Raw genomic sequence first — 17,145 nt, 5'->3', positions numbered from 1 at the left:
CAGCAGGCTGGGAGCCTCATTTGTTGTCGGCGTTGCTCCGACACGAGGAGATCATTGTGAATTCGCCACTGGGATCGGAGGCTTTCGATTTCGAAGGCACCTTTGAGGCTTCCGACTACCGCTATTTCTACGATCGTTTCCTGACGGAGGAGCGCAGCGAGCAGGAGGCAGACCTGGTCTGGCGGTTGCTTGGGCTGCAGCCGGGGCTACCGGTGCTGGATCTGGCCTGCGGCTACGGCAGGATCGCCAACCGGCTGGCGGCCCGCAGCTGTCTGGTGAGCGGGCTAGACCAGAGCGCGGCTTTCCTCGATCAGGCTCGCGCTGAGGCTGAGAAGCGGGGACTGGCGGTCGACTACCGTCAGGGCGATATGCGGACCTTGCCAACGGAGTGGACTGGCCGCTTTGCGGCGGTCCTGAGCTGGTTCACCTCCTTCGGCTACTTCAGCGATGAGGAGAATCGCCAGGTGCTGGCCGAGATTGCCCGCGTGTTGCAGCCCGGCGGACGGCTCTTGCTTGAGCTGCCGAATCGCGACCGCTTGCTGCGCGTGTTTCAGCCGGATATGGTCTTAGAGCGCGATGGGGCCTGGCTGATCGATCAGCTGCACTATGATGTGCTCAGTGGACGCCTGCACACCAGGCGCGTGATCCTGCGCGATGGGCGCCAGCGCGAGACGCATTTCTTTGTGCGTCTGCTCACACTGCCCGAGTTGGCGGACTGGCTGCGCCAGGCTGGTTTCAGCCGGGTGGAAGCCTACAATGAGCAGGGCGCCCCGTTCAGCCTGGAGAGTCGACGCCTGCTGACGGTGGCCACCAGGTAGATAGCAGATAGCAGGGACAGATCCCCGCTCGTCCATCAGCGGGTGGCCAGAGCCGCCCATAGGCGCGGTGCTGGCAGTCCGGCCAGCTCGCGAACAGCGGCGACAGTCTCCTGGGCGTTGCGCACGAAGCGCGAGGGCACCGGCAGGCGTTCCTGAAATTCTTCAACGGTCACATCGTCTAGAAAGCGCTCGCCGGCGTTGTCGAGCATGATGCGTGGCAAGAGCACCAGATCGCCGAGCCATTCCTGTTCCAGCAGCGTGGCCAGGACATCCTGACCGCAAAGCAGCCCGGCAACCGTGACCTGAGAGCCGAAAAAGCGATTCTCGACGGCGATGACGCGCGCCTCCAGACCCTCGATGCGGTTGAGATCCGCCGCCAGACGCTCGATAATGGGTCGGGCCATCGTCCCCGTGACCAGAGTGAGGCGCCGCGGCTGCGGCATGCGCGCGGGCAGGCGACGCCGGGCGCTCTCCCACTGCTCGAGCAGGTAGCGCGTCATCCCAACGCCGTTTTCGATCTGGGCGTAGTCGCCGTAGTGGGAGGCGGGCGGCACCTCACGGCCCGCGAGATAGTACCACTCGTCCGAGAGGTAGACAAAAGGATAGCCCTCGGGATGGCTGGCGGCAAAGCGTCGCTGATGGGCCTCAACCTGAGCCATGACCTGCTCCGCCTCCTGACGCGTGTAGGGACGCAGCGGCGGTAGATCGCCGGTCTTGAGCAGGTTGTTGTATTTGGTCAGGCCCACAGGCACCACTGAGATTGATTCAACGATGGGACGCAGGGCAGCCAGATCCCGAATGCTGCGTTCGAGGTGCTCGCCGTCGTTGATGCCCGGGCAGAGGACAAGCTGAGTATGACAGGTGATATGCAGCTCCCCCAGACGCTGAATCTGCTCGAGAATCTCGCCAGCCCGCGGCCCATCGACCATCTTGCGCCGCAGCTCCGGCTCGGTCGTGTGAACCGAGACATAGAGGGGACTCAGTCGCTGTTCGGCCAGCCGCTGCCAGTCCTGCTCTTTGAGATTCGTCAGTGTAATAAAATTGCCGAAGAGGAAGGAGTAGCGATAGTCGTCGTCTTTGATGTAGAGGGTGGAGCGCAGACCATGCGGCAGCCCCGGTTGCGCAGCGTAGCGCGGCGGCAAGCCTTTAATAAAGCAAAAAACGCACTTGTTGGCACACTGGCGAATAAAAGGCGTCGGCTCCTCGCCAAAGATCAGACCCAGGCTCTCGCCTTCCTGACGCTCGATGGTGACCTCGTGCTGCTCCTGCTGCCGTTCGAACACGATAGTCAGGACCTCATCGGCGCTGTAAAACTGGTAGTCGACCAGGTCGCGAATAAGATGACCGTTGATTGTGCGAATGAGATCGCCTGGCTGCAGACCCGCGCGGTCAGCAGGGCTGTCGGGCACCACCTCACGCACCCAACCGTAGAGCTTTGGCATGAACGCTGCTTCCTTCCTTTGTCGGGCTGGCAATAGACCGGGCAGCCTGCCGCTTTGACGGTCGACACGTCCGGTTCACCAGGTTAAGTAAGCATTTTCTTCTGCGGCGCTGGGAGATATCGGCCAAGATTATACGGCTGACCGGGCCTGGACGTCAAATCATCTTTGCTTCTTCCTTGTCCTCGCCGGCCACGCGCAGGCACGTTCCACCCCTCGCTCGCCTCCCCAATGGTCCTATGGTCCTATGGTATTCCTCAAAATCCGCTCACTATTCGGACCAGACGGGCCGCCCCCGCGCTGATCACTCGCTTTCAAGCAATCGTTCGACGGCAGCAAAAGCGCGCAGCACTCCCTCCTTGACAGTGTGAGGCACCAGGGGAAAGCTGTGGGGAGCAACGAGCAAGTAGCGTAAATCACTGGCACTCAGGCCGTAGAGATGAGCCACGATAGCGTCGATTTCGTTCCGCAGTTGCTGGCGCGCCTGACGTCGCTCCAGTGGCAGCACGGGCGCGTCTTCGCTTCCCAGCAGATGGCGGCGTAACGCGTCGAAGGCGGGACCGAGGCAGACGAGGCGAGCGACACGACGCGCAATGGCCCGACAATGGGGCCAGTCTTCTGTAAGGCGCGGCACTGGTAACTGGCGAACCTGAAACATGGTGATGTCAACCGAGATCTTGCGCCGAATCACATAGTCGAGCACAAAGGAATTGAACAGACCACAGAGGCAGGCTAGCAGCGTCGGCGAGAGGGCAGGCTCGTAGGCCAGACTGAGCGGTTGATCTGGTTCAGCCCTCAGCAGGGCCGCCAGCTTGCCTTGATCGAGGCACCAGGGGCGGATATAGGTCAGGGTGTTGCCGAGAAAGCAGCCCGCGGGAAGGACGGTGGCGATCAGGCTGCGCTCGTTAGTGCTGCTGGCTACACGGCGAAAGACCAGGCGCGGTGCCTCGCAGTCGAGGCGTACATCCTCGGCGCTCAGCGGCCCGCGGCCATGAGCGGCCAGCAGAGCCGCCACACGCTCGGGGCAGCCACTACCAGGCAGGAGCTGAGGCCAGCGCTCCCTGGCCAGCGCCTCCAGCTCCCGCTCCAGACGCGCCAGCTCGCGGCGCAGCAGGCCCTGCCGCCCAATGGCGGGGAGGATATGATAGCGCGGCTTGGCAAAAGCAGCGCAGTACTGGTGAATAGTTTTGCCTTCGTAGAGTGGCCAACCCTGACCGCTGCGGTTGAAGAGCGGGCGATCGCTCGTCATGTCAAATTCGCGCATCAGCATCACTGACCAGGCACCGGCTTCTCGCTTCGCCTGCTGCTCGCCAAGGAGCGGCCTGGTGCCATAGATGCAGCTGAGGAGGTCCGCTTCGCGCTGGGTGCGCAGCTCTAGCAGCGAGAGGGTTTCCGGGGCGAAGCGGGCAATCAGCGTGCAGGGCAGACGGATAGTAAACTGCTCCTCATCATTTTGCAACACGGCAGGATCGCGCAGCATAAAGGCCACCCGCACGTGAGCAGCGGGCGGAGGGTGTTCGCGGGCGAAAACCAGCAGGGCAAACTTGCAGCGGATGTCGATGGGGAAGAGGGCGGCACGGTTCTCAAAGCCCAGCAATAGAAGCAGGTGCCCCTCTTCCAGGAGCAGGTGGCGCAGTCCAGTGCTGCTCTGATCGGTATAGAGGCCGGCTGGTACCACAAGGCCACAGTAACCGCCGGGACGCAGCAGGCGATAGGAGCGCTCGACAAAGAGCCTGTAACTGTTCAGATCGCCACCGCCCGCTTTACCCCCAATGGGAGTGTGCTGAGCAGGATAGAGTCCGCTGGCGCGCACATAGCGGCTCAGTTTTGCAAGCCAGTGGGTCCGACGTCGCCAGGAGCGCTCGATGCTGCGATCAGCCAGCAGAGACTGACGCTGACGCTCGGCTTCGGTGCGCTCCAGCCGACGGTAGAGAGGATCATAGGCAGCGAAGAATTCGCGGGAGTTGGGCTTGAGGATCTCCCAGGGCGGATTGCCCAGCACGGCATCAAAGCCTGGTTGGGGGCGCAGACGACCATCCTCCGCAAAGAAGACAGCGGGAAACTCTAACGGCCAGTGGAAAGGACGCAGGCGTCTGACCAGGCGCTCAAGGGTGCGCAGATAGAGCGTGAGTGCCAGCTGCTCTTCCTGTGTGATGTCCTCCGACAGGGGGCCATCTTCAGCGCGCGCCAGCGCAGTGACAAGCGCGGCACAGGTACGCCTGTCCGGTAAGGGCGGCACAGCCTCCAGGCTCACAGCTTCGCCACCTCCCTCAGCAGCAGACTGCGAGTGTGGCCAAAACCAGAGGGCCACCCAGAGATCGGCCAGGCGTCGGGCCTGCGCGCGCTCAACGCTCGTCTGCGGCAGAACTGCGCCCGGCAGTGGGATCAGACGCAGCAAGCTGGCGAGATGGTGAGGCTGGATTGCTGCCTCACTGGCAGTGGCCTCCCACGGCCAGGGCATGCCAATCAGGCTGTTACCACAGCGCAGGTTGTGACGCAAAAAGGTGGCTGGCTGCTCAGGCTGGCCAGTGAAGAGCCAGAGCGAGAGGCGCGCCAGTTCAACAGCCAGCTCATCGAGATCGACACCGTAGAGGCAGCGCTCGGCCACCAGACGACGATAGGACATCGACTCCTCCAGCCCTGCCTGCTCCGGCGCTGGCAGTTTGCCCGGTAAGCAGGCACAGGCCCGAGCCAGGTAGTCGCAAGCCGCCACCAGAAAGGCCCCCGTGCCCATCGCCGGATCGACCACCCTGAGCGCCAGAACCTCCTCGGCCCGCTGGCAGTTCCTCACCAGTGGCTCCAGCGTACGCCGCACTAGATAGGAGACCAGGGCGGGAGGCGTCGAGTAACTACCGCTGCTCTTGCGCCCGCTGCTGGGAGCCAGATAGATGCTACCAGGGGCAATAATGCGCACTACGGGATACAGCAACTGACCGTCGTTGGCCGCCGAGACATTGAGGCGGGCCGGAATAACGAGGCGTCGACCTCGATCCTGCACCTCGTGCAGTAGCTCCGTGGCAAGACGCGGCTCATAGGCCAGCATATCTTCGTAGAGCGCCGCCGGCAGCCAGGTCCAGCCGGTCTCAGCGCTCACCTCGCAGGAGAGGGGGAAGCCGTCGAGCAGAGCCAGGACTCGCGTCAGCACTGCATCGGGGAGCGGCAGAGCTTCCAGATAGGGCGTCGTCTCAGGATCAAAGAGGTGGCCAGGATAGGGAGCCAGGGTCAGCCCCGACTGCCGACAGCCCACGCGCATCAGTGCCCACCGGCGCTGCAGATCTCCCCAGAGACGGTCAGCACGGTTCTCTTCATCCTCAGTAGCTTCTGGCTCCGACTCTCGCCCCCCCAGGGAAGGCTCTTCCGCCAGGGCCAGGAGACCGGCGCGTGCGACAGCCTCGGTCACAAAGAGGCGATAGATCAGGCGCAGCGTCTGCTCATAGAGGCCACCCAGATCCTGGAGAGCCAGCCCGGCCAGTTGTCCGCGCTTAGAGAGGGCCGTCTGCTCTTGCTCTGCCTGGCCAGCGAGCAGTCTTTGTGCTTGCCTGACCAGCGCTGTTAACACGAGCACCACCGCCTCGCAGGTGCGCTCTTTCAAGGCTGTCAGCGCCGGTAAGCCGACAGCCGCCTCCCTCTCTCGCTGGTTGATCAGCGTTTCCCTCTCAGCAGGTAGATCCATTCTTGCAGCCTGTTCAGACATCTGCCTCGCCCCTCGCCAGAGCACCAGGAAAAGCACAGCCTGACAGGCAGCCGCGCGGCACTCCCTCTGCAGCGGCTCATGGAATGGAATGGATGGCAGGCCACTCCTCCCTACCAGCTCCAGTGGTACAAGAACAAGGAGCAGCGCCTCGCCTCGGCCCATCATCCTGACTGCTCAAGAGAGAGCTGCCTGTCTGTGGTTGCTATCAATACCATAGGAAGCGCCAGTCCAAGGGCCAGTGTCAATGGCTGCTTGTCTCAACAAAACATTGGCTCTTGTCGGCACTTCCAGCAGCAGGTAAGGTACTCTGAGACCAGTAGGTTCTGAGCCAGTGAAAGGAGTCATCTGGATGGAGCAACCACCTGAGCAGCAAGAGCTACATCACATCCGTCGGCGTGATCGGGCCGTCAACGACGAAAGCTGGATACGCAACTTTCTCCACCGTGCCCCAGTAGGGGTACTGGCTACCGTTGAAGGCGAGCAGCCCTTTCTCAATAGCAACCTCTTCGTTTACGATGAGGCAGCGCACGCCATCTATCTCCACACCGCCGCCAGTGGACGGACACGCCGCAATATCGAAGGCAGCGAGCGCGTCTGTTTCACCGTCTACGAAATGGGGCGACTCTTGCCCGCCAAGACGGCCCTGGGCTTCAGCGTTGAATACGCCAGTGTTGTCGTCTTCGGGCAAGGGGCTATCATCCAGGATCGCGAGCGGGCGCGGGCCGCGCTCCACCTGCTGCTCAAAAAGTATGCCCCACACCTGGAACCGGGACGTGACTATCGCGCCGTCAATGATGAGGAGCTGCAGCGCACCAGCGTCTACGAGATCCGTATCACCGCCTGGAGTGGCAAAAAGAAAGAGGCAGCGTCGGATTTCGCGGGAGCCTACTACTATGGGGATGAGCAGCAGGCTCGGTGGCAGTCCTGACGCTGCATCAGCTGGCCGTCCGATAGAACATTCCTTTCCTGCTCTGCGATCAGACATGGATGTCCCAGAAGAGCTGGCCACTCTGCATGATATCTGAGAAGGAGAGGACAAAATCGTGCTGACTTTGCGGGACCTCATAGGCCAGGGTCCCGCGAATCTTCTGCTGCGGCTCCACTTTTCCTGTCGGAGGTGGGCTGACAAAACCCACAAAAGCCATCTGAATCTCGCGTCCCTCGGTATCACGCAGCGTGAAATTGAAGTCTGCTGCCACCTCCTGCTCATCATTCGAAACATTCAGCAGCGTGACGTCGAGCAGCAGGTATTGATCACCGGCCTTGGGCTGATCGAAGCCCTGACCCGGCGAGGTCTGGACAGAGTTTAAGGTGATCTGCCAGGTGTTATTAAAGTTGACCGCCTCGCCCACCTTATGATGAACGCTCCCGCTGCTACTCGATGTTGAAGATGAGGACGAAGAGACCGGCGTAGCTGTTGGCGAGGACCCCGTCGTAGTATTACCAGTAGCAACGGTCGCAGTCGTGCTGGTGTTACCGACTGTCGTCGACGCCGATGGGGCGGAGCGATTCGTCGTGCTGCTCGCCTTGGGGGCTGCTGTCAGCGTACCGATAACATCTCCCAGCCCCAGGCCAGCCAGAAAAACCACGACCAGAGCAATGATCCAGAGCCAGGTCAGGTTGCGGCGCGAAGCCTGAGCCGCGGAAGGAGGCGTCTGGATCACTGGCACGCCCGCTGTCGGGACCGTTGGCCAGAGTGTTTGCCCAGAGCCGGGTGGTGGCGGTGGTGTCAGTGGCGAGGCGGGCACAATGCCGGGAGCACCAGACATCGGCGTATACGGATCTGGCCGGGCCCACTGCTCATAACCAGGCAGCGAAGGCGAGCTTCCAGGTGGAGGCGTCTGGCCCGCCGACGGCGGCGGAGCAGAGCCACCCCCAGGCGGCGTCTGATCAGGAGGAGGATACGGCTGCATACAAGTTCCTTTCTACCCTCTTTGGCGCTCTCTCACCGAATAGACAGACATTGCTATCCTGCTCCGGCGAGACCCTTTTCTTAATCAGGATCTGGAAAGATGACTGAGGCCACTCTTTCCTGGAGAAAAGTATCTCACCCTTCTCCTCTATATTCTAGCATAGATCTTCCTCTATGGACACTCTCCTATCTTCTCAACTGAGGCCCTGAAGAAAACCGGGAGGGGAGGGACGGAACTGGCTCCCGGCAGCGCAGAGCGAGCTTCTCCCCATCCTACCCAGACCAGAAGGCAGGAGGGCCTTGACCCTGGCCCCTGATCAGGGATATGCTACCTACAAGATAGACAAAGAAAAAGAGCGGGAGCCGACAGACACAGCCAGGCTACTCACTCACCCTCCCGGCTGTTGTCCCCAGGAAGGGCAGCAGCCGGGCAGCCAGCCAGGTCAGACAACAAGGGAGAATCCATGTCAAGCAAGCAGCCGCTGCATCTCATCCTCGACACTGATCCAGGCATTGACGACGCCCTGGCCCTCCTGCTGGCCCTCGCTTCGCCCGAGGTCAGCCTGGAAGGCGTCACCACCGTCAGTGGCAATGTTCCGCTGGAAGACACTACGCGCAACGCGCTGGCCTTACTGGCCCTGGCTGGGCGTGAGGACATCCCTGTCGCCGCAGGGGCAGCGCGTCCACTTGTGCGCGAGCCGATTCACGCTGCCGAGGTGCATGGTCAACACGGTCTGGGACGGGCCGAGCTGGCAGAGCCGACCTCAGCCCCTGTCTTGCAGCCTGCCGCCGTCTTCCTCTGTGAGCGTATCAAAGCTGCGCCGGGGGCCCTCACCCTGGTCGCCGTAGGGCCGCTTACCAATCTGGCCCTGGCCGTCAGGCTGGTCCCAGAGATTGCCCAGCAGGTGCGCGAAGTGGTTATTATGGGCGGAGCCTTGCGCGTCCCTGGCAACATTACCCCAGCCGCCGAGTTCAATATTTACGCCGACCCCGAGGCTGCCCACATCGTCTTCCACGCCGGCTGGCCGCTGCGCCTCGTCAGTCTCGACACCACCCAGCAGGTCGGCCTGACCCGCACGCAGTTCGCACCTCTGTGCCGGCCCGAGAGTCGCATCGGGCGCTGTATCGACGCTATGCTCGCCCACTACTTTGAGAACTTCGCCCCACGCGCCGCTTACGATCGCTTTCACCTGCACGATCCACTGGCGCTGGCCGCTGCCTTCCATCCCGAAATGCTTCAGTGGGAATCGGTCTACATTGACGTCGAGCTGAGCGGCCATCAGACCCCAGGGGCCACTGTGGCCTGGTTTCGTCGCCGTCCCGAGACCCCGCCGGCCAACGTCCTGGCGGCCACCGCCGTCGACGTCACCGGCTTCACCACTTTCTTCCTGGAACGGCTGGCGCGCCTGCTCTGAGCCGCATGGAAGCGGCCTTTCGTCTGTGTCTGTCGCTGTCCTCGCAACAATGAGCAACCGCACGCGCTCTGACCCATTCTGCGCCTGGGCTTTGATCAGGCCGGGCCGGCAATTCATCTTGCTGACCTCGACCCGCATTCAGGCCCGGCACCACCAGGACCAGGAAGGACGGAAGATCAACCTGTGGAGCATGTTCAGCAGCAGCCACCGCGGAAAGAGTTAATCAGCTCGCGCAGGCTTCATGAGCTGGCAAGCGCCCTGCGCGCCCAGGTACGCGGCGAAGTGCGCTTTGACGCCGGCAGCCGCGCCATGTACTCGACCGACGCCTCTAACTACCGCCAGGTACCACTAGGCGTCGTGCTTCCACACGACGGCGACGACGTCTGCGCCGCTATCGCCGTCTGTCGCGCCTACGATGTCCCCATTCTGGCACGCGGCGGCGGCACCAGCACCGCTGGCCAGACCTGTAACATTGCTGTCGTGCTCGACCTGTCGCGTCACATGCAGCACATTCTCAGCCTTGACCCCGGGCAGCGTCTGGCGCGCGTTGAGCCGGGGGTAGTACTGGACGACTTGCGCCGGGCCGCCGAGCAACACCACCTGACTTTTGCCCCCGATCCCTCGACGCATAACCGCTGTACCCTGGGCGGCATGATCGGCAATAACTCCTGCGGCACCCATTCGCTTATGGGCGGCAAAACGGTCGACAACATCGAAGAGCTGGAAATCCTGACCTACGACGGCCTACGCCTGCGCGTAGGTGCCACCAGCGAAGAAGAGCTGGCCCAGATCATCGCCGCCGGAGGACGCCGTGGCGAGATATATGCCCGCCTCAAAGCCCTGCGCGACCGCTACGCTGACCTCATTCGCCAGCGCTACCCGGCCATCCCGCGCCGCGTCTCCGGCTACAACCTCGACCAATTGCTCCCGGAGAATGGCTTTCATGTCGCCCGGGCCCTCGTCGGCAGCGAAAGCACCTGCGTCACCGTACTGGAGGCCACCGTACGCCTTGTGCCCAGTCCCCCGGAGCGAGTCTTGCTCGTCCTTGGCTATCCCGATTTCTTCCGCGCCTGCGACGAAGTGCCCGCCCTGCTTGAATTTCGGCCTATCGCCCTCGAAGGTCTCGACAAGGGCCTTGTCTCCGACAGCCGTCGCAAAGGTCTCAATCTTGAGCACCTGCATCTATTACCTGAAGGAGGCGGCTGGCTGCTGCTCGAATTCGGTGGTCAAACCCGCGCAGAGGCTGAAGAGCAGGCCCGGGTTCTGATGGCCCACCTGCAGCGGAGCAGTACCCCGCCACAGATGCGCCTTTGCAGCAGCCAGGACGAAGCACGGGCCCTATGGGAGGTACGAGAATCAGCCCTTGGCGCCTCCACCTTTGTTCCCGGCCAGCCCCTCAAATGGGAAGGCTGGGAAGACTCCGCTGTCCATCCCAGCCGTCTCGGTGCCTACCTGCGTGAGCTGCGCGCGCTGCTCGACCGCTATGGCTACCAGGCAAACTTTTATGGACATTGCGGAGAAGGCTGCGTCCATATGCGCGCCAGCTTCGATCTAGAGAGTCAGGAGGGCATTCGCCAGTTCCGCGCCTTCATGGAAGAGGCCGCCGATCTTGTCGTGCGCTATGGCGGCTCGCTCTCCGGAGAGCATGGTGATGGTCAGGCCCGGGCCGAATTGCTGCCCAAAATGTTTGGGCCAGAACTGCTAGAAGCTTTCCGCGAGTTCAAGGCGATCTGGGACCCTGCTGGACGCATGAACCCTGGCAAAGTTGTCAACCCCTACCGGCTCGACGAAGACCTGCGCCATGCGCTGCCGCTGCCACGTCCCGCCGCCACCTACTTTCGCTTCCCCGCCGACGACGGCAACTTTGCCCATGCAGTCATGCGCTGCGTCGGCGTCGGCAAATGCCGCCGCACCGATGGCGGCCTGATGTGCCCGAGCTACATGGTCACGCGCGAAGAAGCCCATTCCACCCGCGGACGAGCTCGACTGCTCTTCGAGATGCTCTACGGCAACCCTTTGCGCGGCGGCTGGCGCTCCGAAGAAGTGCGCCAGGCCCTCGACCTTTGCCTGGCCTGCAAAGGTTGCAAAAGCGAATGTCCCGTCAATGTAGACATGGCTACCTACAAAGCCGAATTTCTGGCGCATTATTATGCAGGCCGCCTGCGACCGCGTAGCGCCTATCTCTTCGGCCTCATTCATCGTTGGGCAGCCCTGGGAGCACATACCCCCGAACTGGTGAACCTGCTGACGCAGGCTCCGCTGCTGAGCCAGTTGCTCAAGTGGGCTGGCGGGATCGCTGCCGAGCGCCGCCTGCCTCGTCTGGCTCCACTCAGCTTTCGTAGCTGGTTCCAGAGCCGCCCGCAACCACTGCGTCAGAGCCAGCGCCCGCGGGTCCTCCTCTGGCCCGACACCTTCAACAATTACTTTCACCCAGAAACGGCGCGTGCTGCGGTCGAGGTGCTCGAAGCACTCGGCTTCCAGGTTGAGCTACCACCAGTTGCCCTGTGCTGTGGGCGTCCCCTCTACGACTATGGCATGCTCGCTACTGCCAAACGGCAGCTAGGCCAGCTGATGGCCGTGCTGCGCCCCTATCTGGATCAGGATATCCCCATTGTTGGGCTGGAGCCAGGCTGTGTCTCCGTCTTCCGCGATGAGCTGCCCAACCTCTTCCCCGAGCGTCCAGAGGCGCAGCAGCTCAAAGAACGCGTCCTTCTGCTAGGCGAATTTCTAGAGCAGCATGCCCGCGACTACCACTGGCCGCGCCTGGAGGGCCAGGTCCTGCTGCAACCCCATTGCCACCAGCGGGCTTTGATGAACGTTGCCGCCGAGCGCACCCTGCTGAGCAAGCTCGGCCTGCAGGTACAGATCCCCGACGCCGGCTGCTGCGGTATGGCCGGAGCCTTTGGTTTCGAAGCACAGCACGCCACCCTCTCCCGAGAGGTCGGCGAGCGCCTACTCCTGCCGCTCGTGCGCACGGCCCGCCCGGAAACTCTGATCGTCGCAGACGGCTTCAGCTGCCGCGAGCAGATCGCCCAGACCACGCCACGCCGCGCCCTGCACCTGGCCGAAGTCTTGCAACTGGCTCTGCGCCTGCCGACCAATGCACGGCTGGGACCCTACCCAGAGCGAGCGGCCCTCTTTGCTCCTCCCTTACCAGCGGCCAGACGCCGGCTAGGCAGCGCCTTGGCCCTGACCGGTAGCGTCCTCCTCGCTCTGGGCACCTTCCTGCTTCTTCGACGCCGGGGACGGAGACCTCAGCCGCCGCGGCGAAACTAGAACAAATGTTTGACATCAAAGGAGACCTGAGCTATAATCAGATCCACAGGCCATGATCGCGACCGGCCCCAGAGAGAGCGAGGGCTAAAGAGTCATCTGGCGAGCGTTTTTTCTCTGTAGAACAGCGCGCTGTGCTAGACGAACTGCTCTTCGATGAGGTAAAATGAGTATAAAGCGCACAGTGTTCAACGCTTACTCAGGCCACCGACGCTGGCAAGGAGACTACGCCGCCGACCAAACAGCCTGATCAGTGTTGGGAGGAATGCATGACAAACGAGCGTATGGAGAGAAGGCTATACCGCAGAAGCCCGGGCCGCCAGTACAGTCAGGAGGATTACGAGGATCTGAGGTCGCAGAGTTATCGTGGTCAGACGGAGCAGACGCGCTGGCCCTCCGCTAGCAGCAGCCGCACCCCCTCTGGCTCTCTGCTAACACGACGCCCTGATCTGCGCCGGACACGACAGCTGATGCGCCAGAGCATTCTGGCGAGCAAACGCGAGGAGATGAGTCTACACAGCGAAGGGGTCCTGACCGCGCCCCCAGAGACGGAGGAGGAGCTGCTGCCATCGGTGCGGGACCGAAGCCATACGCTCTATAGCCGAGAGCTGTACGCCACAGCTGGACCGCGCTCCCCGCGCCTGCCTTCACGCCGCCAGTTGCCAGAGGAGGAAGAGGCCGAAGAATGGAGCGACGAGGCCATAGCGCTGGTCGAAGACGAGGCGGAGCAGTATGGCTTTGCTCCCCCAGAGTTTGAGGAGAGCTACAACCAGGAGCGCTACGGCAGACCGATGGCCGCGGCTGGTCGCTACGAGAATGAGCTGCTAGAGGACGAAGAGGAAGGGAGCGCCTTCAGCAACAGCGAGCCGCTGCCGCCGGTCAGGCGACGAGCTACCAGGCATCTGGCCACGCGCCGACTGGCCGAGCCAGAGCCAGAGGAGTTCTTGCCTCCCGAAGAGGAGGAGTACTACGAGGAGGAGAAGCCGCGTCGCAAGAAGCGCATCCTTACGCGGCGCCGCGTGTTGGTCGGTTTGGGCGTGGCGGCTACTGGTGGGGCAGTGGTGGCCGCTTCGCAGCTGGCTCCTAAAATCCCCGAGACTATCGGCAATACCGCTAGCAACATCGAGCGCCAGGTGGCCGATGCCTTCAATCGCGGTTTCCAGGCAGGCGCCGACTCTGTGCGCAAGGAGCTGATCTCCTCTCTGGAGAACATTGAAGGCGTCTCCCTGGATGCCGCCATTGCGGCTGCCCGTCTGCTGCGCACAGCCTACAACGTCTTCGTCAGCCCGCTCCTGACCCTGGCAGCCAACGTCACCGGCGATTTCTTGAATGTCACCCTGCGCGCCTTCAAGCAGGCACGCCAGTGGCTGGCGAATATCGGCCAGGATAACCAGGTGCTGGCGGCTTTGCAGACCGTGCTGGAGAGCTGGTCAACGCAGGTGAAGCAGATGCCCAAACAGCTGCAGGCCATTACCGACGCCGACCTCGACGGCGCTCAAACCTACCTGCGCGGTGTGCAGCGCACGCTCGCCGAGGAGAAGGCTAAGCTCAACGCCGGCAGCCAGCAAGCAACTCCCTCTCCATCGCCCACCGCTTCGACCAAGAAAAGCTGACCCTGGCGCACGGATCAACTATCGTTTATACTCTAGGTATAGAGCGTTTCGCTGCCAGTGCCGGCATCTAAACGGCTCCGACCATTGCTGACGTCTGGTTAGGCCAGGGACGCACCTTCCCGTTGTGAAAGGAAGCCACGGGAAAGGGGGGATCTTTTTTCACTCTAGACAACCCTGCCGCATAGCAGGCAACCTGACCCACCAAGCAAGAAGGCAAGCGAGGGAGCCCCGTCCCCAATGGAGGAGTAAAGCCAGCCAGCACCTCAGCGCTTTGCTCCTTCCCGCCGCGCCCAACCTGCGCCCAAATCTAATCAACGGCAACCCAAGCCAGGCGCCCTCGACAGCCTCTCTCAAGCAAGCAGGACCGATTGACCGACCGACCGTTGTCAGGGCCGCTCTGCCTTTCGCCAGCGTTCTCCTCCTTCCTCTGCTCTGCAGCCAGGCCCCACCTGCCAGCCCTGTCCAGACGGCAGGCAGAGAGGCAGAGAGGGAGGCAAGGCACACACAGGCAAACAGAGGAGCACCGAGGAGCAGGCGAACGGAGAGAGCGACCAGCTTTTCAGCCGGGAGGCAAGCACTTATGGAGACAGCAGCAGAGAACAGCGGCACAGTCTTGCGCTCCGAGCGTATCGCTGGCGGCATTCTTCCGAAGGTTCTCAACTCCTTCGACATGGTCGCGATTTTCGTAGCCATCGTCCTCTTCATCAGCAACTCCAGCGTTGTCACAGGAGCCGGGGCAGCGGCCTTTATTTACTGGATCTTAGGCTTTCTGACCTTTCTCATTCCCGGTGCCATTGTCACTGGCCAGCTTGGCCTGATGTTCCCCGGTGAGGGATCGATCTATGTCTGGACTACGCGCGCCTTCGGGGCCTTCATGGGCTTCTTCGCCGGCTTCTGCGCCTGGTGGCCTGGCGTACTCGTGATGATCGCCACCGGCGACGCCGTTGTTTCCCTTATTCAGCAGCTCGGCAGCCAGTACGGTCTCAGCCTGCTAGCGGAGCCTTGGCAGCAAGGTCTGGTGATCCTCCTGGTCATTGCCCTTTCTTGTGTACTCTCGGTGCTGCGCTTCCGCGTGACACAGAACCTCGTCAACGTCATCTTTGTCGCCTATGGCGGCGCCATTCTGCTGGTTGGTCTCGCTGGCCTGATCTGGCTCCTCAGTGGCCATCCGGCCCAGGCCGATTTTTCCGCCGCTCACTGGCAGCTCAACAACACGAACTACACCTTCTACGGCCTGGTGATTCTGGCCTTGCTCGGCATCGAGGTCCCCCTTAACATGGGGGTAGAGATCCAGAACACACGCGCCATCACCCGTTACCTGCTCTGGGGTTCGGTCGTTGTCATGCTGGCCTATCTGCTCGGCACCTTCGGCGTCATGATGGCCGTCCCTCCGGCTATTCAGAGCCAGGGCAATCCCTCCGTTGTAGCAGCAGCGGTCAAATACGGCTTTGGCCCAGCGGGCAACGTGCTAGCCACTATCGTCAACCTCATCTTCATTGGTTTCTTTCTCTTTAACACCGTCGTCTACAACTACTCCTTCGGGCGCCTGCTCTTCGTCTCCGGCCTTGACCGACGCCTGCCCACCATGATGAGCAAGGTCAACCGCAACCGTGTGCCCTGGGTGGCGGTGCTGGTTCAGAGCATCATTTCGGGCGTTCTGACGGTCATCACCTTCATCATCGCCCCCTTCGTTATCCAGGCGCTCAAGCCCTCTGACCTGTCAACGGTTGTTTACGATGTTCTCCAGGCTGCGGTCACCATCATCTGGTGCATCTCGATGGTCTTCCTCTTCATTGATGTGATTTATATCCGCTATAAGTACCGCGAGAGCTTCCAGCGCGTTCAGCTGGCACCAGATTGGGTTTTCTACCTGTGCGCGGTCATCGGCTGCATTGCCAGTGCCTTCGGGGTAGCCGTCATCTTTATCTCGCCCTGGACGACGCTGATCAATACCCTGGCCTGGGATCTCTCGCTGGTAGGCTTCGCGGCCATCTCCCTGGTGGCTGGGGCCGTGATCTACGTTATCGGCCAGGCGACCATGCGACGAGACGTCTCCGACGAGGAAATTCTGGCCGAGGTTATCGGCTCGCCCGAGGACGTGAATCCTGCCAGCGATGCAGCCGGCGGTAGCAGCGCCTCAGCCTGAGCGAGCGCTGGCCGGCAGCGAAGCGCTCACTCGCCTGTGGTCCGGCGAGTCTTGAAAGCGGGCCAGCGGCACGTTATATGTAACAGCAACTATCTCACACGTGCCGAGGTCCGCTTTCCTTGCAGCAAGAAGATATCGAGCGAGAGCTGAGTATAGATGAATTATCGCAGGTGACAGGCATACCCAGCCGCACCATCCGCTTCTACAATACGCAGGGTCTGCTGCCACCACCCCAGAAGCGAGGCCGCGTCGCCTACTACAGTGGGGAACACGTGCGCGTCCTGACCCTGATCAAAGAGCTGAAAGAGAAGCATAACCTGCCACTTGACCTGATCAGACAGTTGCTGGAGATTCGCGCCCAACATGGCGAAATCCAGATGAATCTGGCCCTGAAGCAGAGGCTCCTGCGCCCTCTGGCAACAAGCAGTCAGGAGACGCGCTTCAGCCGCGAACTGCTGCTTGAGCAGACAGGCATCTCGCCCGCGCTGCTCGATGAGCTGCTACGGCTGGAGCTGCTTTTTCCCGTGCAGGAAGGCGAACAGGTTCTGTTTACCGGAGATGATCTTCTGCTGGTCGAACTCTATCGCCGGCTGATGGAGCTGGGCCTGCCGCTGGCCCTGGTCACTCTCATTCGCTTTCACCTGCGCCAGCTGGTACGCAGCGAGATCGCCGCCTTCGAGCAATCCCTGCTCCCCCGGTGGCAGAGCCGCAGCCTTCCTCTGGAGGAGCAGGCGCGTCAGTTCGAGGAAATTCTTACTCTGACCGATACGCTGATCTCTATCCTCCACCGCAAGCTACTCTGAGGACCGCGCAAGACAACGAACATCAGTGGAGA

Annotated in this window: 10 protein-coding genes; 7 read left to right on the top strand and 3 right to left on the bottom strand. The window is 62.0% G+C overall.

Features of this window, described 5'->3' with window-relative positions; all coding sequences use genetic code 11:
• Positions 1-56 precede the first annotated feature (56 nt).
• The gene (locus KTAU_RS20790; protein ID WP_228026571.1) at positions 57-818 is read left to right on the top strand and encodes a class I SAM-dependent methyltransferase; all 762 of its coding nucleotides are present in this window, start codon (positions 57-59) and stop codon (positions 816-818) included.
• Positions 819-853: 35 nt separating this feature from the next.
• Here KTAU_RS20790 and KTAU_RS20785 read toward each other — a convergent pair whose 3' ends face one another.
• Positions 854-2,260, bottom strand: a complete 1,407-nt coding sequence (locus tag KTAU_RS20785; RefSeq protein WP_151730160.1) for a DUF512 domain-containing protein — start codon at positions 2,258-2,260, stop codon at positions 854-856.
• A 301-nt stretch (positions 2,261-2,561) separates the two neighbouring features.
• Positions 2,562-5,951, bottom strand: a complete 3,390-nt coding sequence (locus KTAU_RS20780) for an Eco57I restriction-modification methylase domain-containing protein (protein ID WP_170293471.1) — start codon at positions 5,949-5,951, stop codon at positions 2,562-2,564.
• A 349-nt stretch (positions 5,952-6,300) separates the two neighbouring features.
• On the opposite strand from KTAU_RS20780, the gene KTAU_RS20775 reads away from it, so the two are divergent.
• On the top strand, positions 6,301-6,879 hold the full coding sequence (locus tag KTAU_RS20775; RefSeq protein WP_151730158.1) for a pyridoxamine 5'-phosphate oxidase family protein: 579 nt from the start codon (positions 6,301-6,303) through the stop codon (positions 6,877-6,879).
• 49 nt (positions 6,880-6,928) lie between these two features.
• Here the strand turns inward: KTAU_RS20775 and KTAU_RS20770 are convergent, their stop codons facing one another.
• Positions 6,929-7,864, bottom strand: coding sequence for a DUF4352 domain-containing protein (locus tag KTAU_RS20770; protein ID WP_151730157.1), 936 nt, complete (start codon positions 7,862-7,864; stop codon positions 6,929-6,931).
• A gap of 463 nt (positions 7,865-8,327) precedes the next feature.
• On the opposite strand from KTAU_RS20770, the gene KTAU_RS20765 reads away from it, so the two are divergent.
• The 5 genes from KTAU_RS20765 (at position 8,328) to KTAU_RS20745 (ending at position 17,113) form a co-directional block, all read left to right on the top strand.
• Positions 8,328-9,278, top strand: a complete 951-nt coding sequence (locus KTAU_RS20765; RefSeq protein ID WP_151730156.1) for a nucleoside hydrolase — start codon at positions 8,328-8,330, stop codon at positions 9,276-9,278.
• A 183-nt stretch (positions 9,279-9,461) separates the two neighbouring features.
• Positions 9,462-12,554 carry an FAD-binding and (Fe-S)-binding domain-containing protein gene (locus tag KTAU_RS20760; RefSeq protein WP_228026570.1) on the top strand — a complete coding sequence of 1,031 codons (3,093 nt, stop codon included), beginning with the start codon at positions 9,462-9,464 and terminating at the stop codon, positions 12,552-12,554.
• A gap of 266 nt (positions 12,555-12,820) precedes the next feature.
• Entirely contained in the window at positions 12,821-14,164 is a 1,344-nt protein-coding gene (locus KTAU_RS20755) for a hypothetical protein (protein WP_151730155.1), read from the top strand.
• A 580-nt stretch (positions 14,165-14,744) separates the two neighbouring features.
• Complete coding sequence (locus KTAU_RS20750; protein ID WP_151730154.1) at positions 14,745-16,310, top strand: APC family permease; 1,566 nt, start codon at positions 14,745-14,747, stop codon at positions 16,308-16,310.
• Positions 16,311-16,429: 119 nt separating this feature from the next.
• A complete protein-coding gene (locus KTAU_RS20745; RefSeq protein WP_151730153.1) occupies positions 16,430-17,113 on the top strand; it encodes a helix-turn-helix domain-containing protein in 684 nt (227 codons plus the stop codon).
• Positions 17,114-17,145 lie beyond the last annotated feature (32 nt).

It is taken from the genome of Thermogemmatispora aurantia, from assembly GCF_008974285.1.
Lineage (GTDB): Bacteria > Chloroflexota > Ktedonobacteria > Ktedonobacterales > Ktedonobacteraceae > Thermogemmatispora > Thermogemmatispora aurantia.
The sequence above is the reverse complement of the archived record's forward strand: the minus strand, read 5'-3'. Positions and strand labels throughout refer to the sequence as shown.

Bases quoted from the DNA above. Each gene is read 5' to 3' on its own strand.
- KTAU_RS20780 (WP_170293471.1), bottom strand. From the start codon at position 5,951: ATGTCTGAACAGGCTGCAAGAATGGATCTACCTGCTGAGAGGGAAACG.
- KTAU_RS20770 (WP_151730157.1), bottom strand. From the start codon at position 7,864: ATGCAGCCGTATCCTCCTCCTGATCAGACGCCGCCTGGGGGTGGCTCT.
- KTAU_RS20750 (WP_151730154.1), top strand. From the start codon at position 14,745: ATGGAGACAGCAGCAGAGAACAGCGGCACAGTCTTGCGCTCCGAGCGT.
- KTAU_RS20785 (WP_151730160.1), bottom strand. From the start codon at position 2,260: ATGCCAAAGCTCTACGGTTGGGTGCGTGAGGTGGTGCCCGACAGCCCT.
- KTAU_RS20775 (WP_151730158.1), top strand. From the start codon at position 6,301: ATGGAGCAACCACCTGAGCAGCAAGAGCTACATCACATCCGTCGGCGT.
- KTAU_RS20755 (WP_151730155.1), top strand. From the start codon at position 12,821: ATGACAAACGAGCGTATGGAGAGAAGGCTATACCGCAGAAGCCCGGGC.
- KTAU_RS20765 (WP_151730156.1), top strand. From the start codon at position 8,328: ATGTCAAGCAAGCAGCCGCTGCATCTCATCCTCGACACTGATCCAGGC.